The sequence below is a fragment of the Chryseobacterium sp. genome (assembly GCF_022712095.1).
Taxonomy (GTDB): domain Bacteria; phylum Bacteroidota; class Bacteroidia; order Flavobacteriales; family Weeksellaceae; genus Chryseobacterium.
In genome coordinates, this window is the sequence record NZ_JALAHD010000039.1 from 1 (window position 1) to 3,392 (window position 3,392).

At 35.7% G+C, this 3,392-nt stretch carries 3 protein-coding genes; 2 read left to right on the plus strand and 1 reads right to left on the minus strand.

Annotated elements, in window-relative coordinates; translation table 11 throughout:
- Positions 1 to 10 precede the first annotated feature (10 nt).
- Complete coding sequence (locus Q0A18_RS02060) at positions 11 to 1,081, plus strand: DUF4407 domain-containing protein (protein ID WP_292008510.1); 1,071 nt, start codon at positions 11 to 13, stop codon at positions 1,079 to 1,081.
- 68 nt (positions 1,082 to 1,149) lie between these two features.
- Positions 1,150 to 1,347: a KTSC domain-containing protein gene (locus tag Q0A18_RS02065; protein WP_292008508.1), complete on the plus strand. Its 198-nt coding sequence runs from the start codon at positions 1,150 to 1,152 to the stop codon at positions 1,345 to 1,347.
- A gap of 45 nt (positions 1,348 to 1,392) precedes the next feature.
- Here the strand turns inward: Q0A18_RS02065 and Q0A18_RS02070 are convergent, their stop codons facing one another.
- On the minus strand, positions 1,393 to 3,264 hold the full coding sequence (locus tag Q0A18_RS02070; protein ID WP_292008509.1) for a GEVED domain-containing protein: 1,872 nt from the start codon (positions 3,262 to 3,264) through the stop codon (positions 1,393 to 1,395).
- Between the last annotated feature and the right edge of the window lie 128 nt (positions 3,265 to 3,392).

Genomic DNA, 3,392 nt, shown 5'->3' on the forward strand with positions numbered 1-3,392 from the left:
ATTTTCTATCATGGAAAAAAAGCAACAAACTATAAATCAAGTAAATCATTCTATGAATTGGTTCCAACAATTCCTTATGATATGTTCAGGAGCTAATATTCATATCTTACGAAAAACACCCAGTGAATGGAATAAATTCTCAGGGATCGGGGGAATTGTACTCTTCACGGCTATCTTTGCTACTCTTTCTGCAGGATATGCAATGTATACCGTATTTGATGATACAATCATCTCTGTAGGTTTTGGAATTTTATGGGGGTTGATGATTTTCAATCTGGACCGTTATATTGTTTCCTCCATAAAGAAAACTGGAACATGGTGGAACCAGATACTCATGGCAATTCCGCGACTGATCCTGGCAACTTTCCTTGGAATCATTATTTCAAAACCCCTGGAGCTTAAAATATTCGAAAAGGAGGTTAATAAACAATTAAATACTATCATCCAAAGAAATAAAACTCAGCTTCAGGGAGAAATGAACGGGAGAATACTTCAGCAAACCCGACCTTTTGAAACTGAAAAACAACAGATCACAGAAAAAACAGCTCAGTATCAAAAATCTTACGATTCTGCTTCTGTAGAATTGGAAAAAGAAATATTAGGAAAACAATCAGGATTAACCAGCGGAAAAGAAGGATTCGGACCTAATGCTAAACGCAAACAGCAATTAAAAGAGCAGAGAAGAATAGATCTCGAAAATTATCAGAAACAAATGGCCCCAAGGCTAGATTATCTCGATAAAGAAATTTCGAAAGTTTACACCAATCTAGAAACGGAAAGAAAATCTACTGAGACTTTTGAAGATCGTTTTAATGGTTTTGCAGCAAGACTTCAGGCATTGGATGAGCTGGGAAAAAATTCTGCTATAATTGGATTGGCTGCTACATTCATCATGGGATTATTTATCTGTCTGGAAATTTCTCCTGTCCTTGTAAAGCTTATTTCTTCTGTGGGTCCTTATGATCATCTGCTGGAAAAAACAGAAAATGATTTCCGATTATATTCTAAAGAAAAGATTGAAAAAGGCAATGCCTTAACAGAACATCGAATTGATAATTTTAAAGACAGCTTGAATCAATAATTTTTATATCACACCTTTCAGTTTTGAAAGGTGTTTTTTATAAGGAATATTTTTTACTGATATAGAGTATGCCTTCTTCCGTCGTCAATAACTACATTTATTTTCCTGAGACTGAAATACTTCGCATTATTTATCAGTCGGGTTCAATATATGATTATTTTAAAGTTCCAGCTGATGTTGTCCATAAATTTAAGGTAGCAAGATCAAAAGGTAAATTTCTGAATACCATTATTAAGCCTTCATTTAAATTCCGTAAGGTAAAATAAAGAAGCCTCCTGAAAAGGAGGCGTTTTATGAATTACAATAAATAATTATTTTATAATCAGTTTGGATGTTTTAGTTTTACTATCACTAGAAATCTGAACCATATAAATTCCTTTTTCAAGGCTTTGATTAACAGTGAAAGTTCCGTTGCTTTCTTCTTTCAAAGAAGGGGTAGCAATTAATCTTCCGGACATATCAGAAATAACAACTTTAAGATTTTTTGCATTTTTTGCCTTAATGAATATCTTATCACCTGTTACACTTGGGTTAGGATAAATTGCCCAATCATCATTATCTGCTTTTGTTTCAGTTGTAGCTAAAGAACTTACCAAAGTAACAGAATAATCTTCAACCTGCCCATATCCTAATTGTCCACAAGGCGCAAATGAACTAGGGCTAATAATATCTGCCAACACTCTCATACGCAATGGTGTATTCATTACAGCAGTGGATGGAGGAGTGAATGTTCCTGTAAATGTTCCATATCCGTTAGGATCTGTAGCTACATTATTACCTGAAGCCACTAGCTCGGAAGCTTCAAAAGTTCCATTATTATTATAATCAATCCATACACGGATAGATTGACTAACAGAAGTTGCCTGAAGGAATCCTACCTGAACAGTCTGCTGCTGATTAACAGCTAACGGTGTATGAGAAGTTGTAAAACATGCTTTTGTAGTATAATCTACATAATATTCTGGTGCCCCCGCCCATGTAGCTGCAGATGAATTATCAATCTGTCCCAATTTAACAAAAGTAGGACCTGCAAGATAAGCTGAAGTTGTACTTGGATTATTTACTCCTGTAGGATTACATATTGCAGGAATAGGAGTTGTATTCACCGGCGTTGCTGGCAAATCAGTAGCCGCTGTAGATGTAGTAAGACTGCTTCTTATTAACATAAATAAATCTTCAATTCTATCTCCCTGACCCGCTGTAAATTTCTGTGCTACAGAATTGGAATAATTCATCATATTATATTGTACTCCCTGATAATTTACGCCTGTACATGGATTAAGCTGTGAATTGGTAGGAACCGGCCATAGTAAATATCCACTTCCTGCCCTTTCCGTATCACAGACCATATCATCATCATCTTCACATACCCCTGTAGTAGGTGGACAGAAATCAGGATCTCCCGGCTGTGCTGCATAGTTACCATCCTGGAAAGTATGGTACAATCCCATTGCATGTCCGAACTCATGAGCCAATGTAGTATCATGAGTATTCGTAACAACGCCTGACTTCATAAAGGATTCATAATTAGTATCTAAATTATTAGGAAATGCTGCCCAACCCATTAATCCGGCATTAGGAGTAGTATCTCCATCAAACATACTTACAATATAAATATTAAAGTAAGAGGCTTCAGGCCAATGTGGCGCTATAGATTTAACTTGTGTAGTTGTAGCTCCAGTTGATGTCTGCTGTCTTACTCCACTCGTATTATAATTCGGAAGACTTCCTCCGTCATATCTTACGATTCCGGTTGTTGCATTACAGTTAGGATCTCTCTTTGCCAGAACCAATTTGATAGGAAATGCAGCCGATGTTCCGAAATCGGTGGGAGTAGAAGGCCACGCATAAGTTCCCGCATACATCTGATTAGCACGTTCAAGCCAAGCTTGAATTTGTGCATCTGTCTTATTGTATGTACTACCTACAGCTGCTCCTGTGGGATAGATCACGTGGACTACTACAGGTATTTCATAAATACCATTGACTGTTTTATTATAAATGGAAGCTGCTCCATTTTTCTTTTGTGTATGAATCTGTTGAATGATCTTATCAAAAGCTGATCTCATTCCAGGATTAAGTTTATCCTGAGTTTTTAATGTTTCATCAAAGCCGCATATTTTCTGTTGGGCCGTTACTGACAATGAAAACATCGCCAATCCACAAAGGAGAATTTTTCTCATTTTTATTTATTTTAAAAAGTTTTTCGTAATTAGTTTTTTTCTCTCAAGTGTATTTTCTATAAGTAAGTTTAAAAATGAAATTGTTACAATAATTCATTATCATATTAAACTATTTTAAACTTAATTTG

What these genes read in the sequence shown, in the direction of transcription:
- Q0A18_RS02065 (WP_292008508.1), top strand. Translation starts at nt 1,150, where the DNA reads ATGCCTTCTTCCGTCGTCAATAACTACATTTATTTTCCTGAGACTGAA.
- Q0A18_RS02060 (WP_292008510.1), top strand. Translation starts at nt 11, where the DNA reads ATGGAAAAAAAGCAACAAACTATAAATCAAGTAAATCATTCTATGAAT.
- Q0A18_RS02070 (WP_292008509.1), bottom strand. Translation starts at nt 3,264, where the DNA reads ATGAGAAAAATTCTCCTTTGTGGATTGGCGATGTTTTCATTGTCAGTA.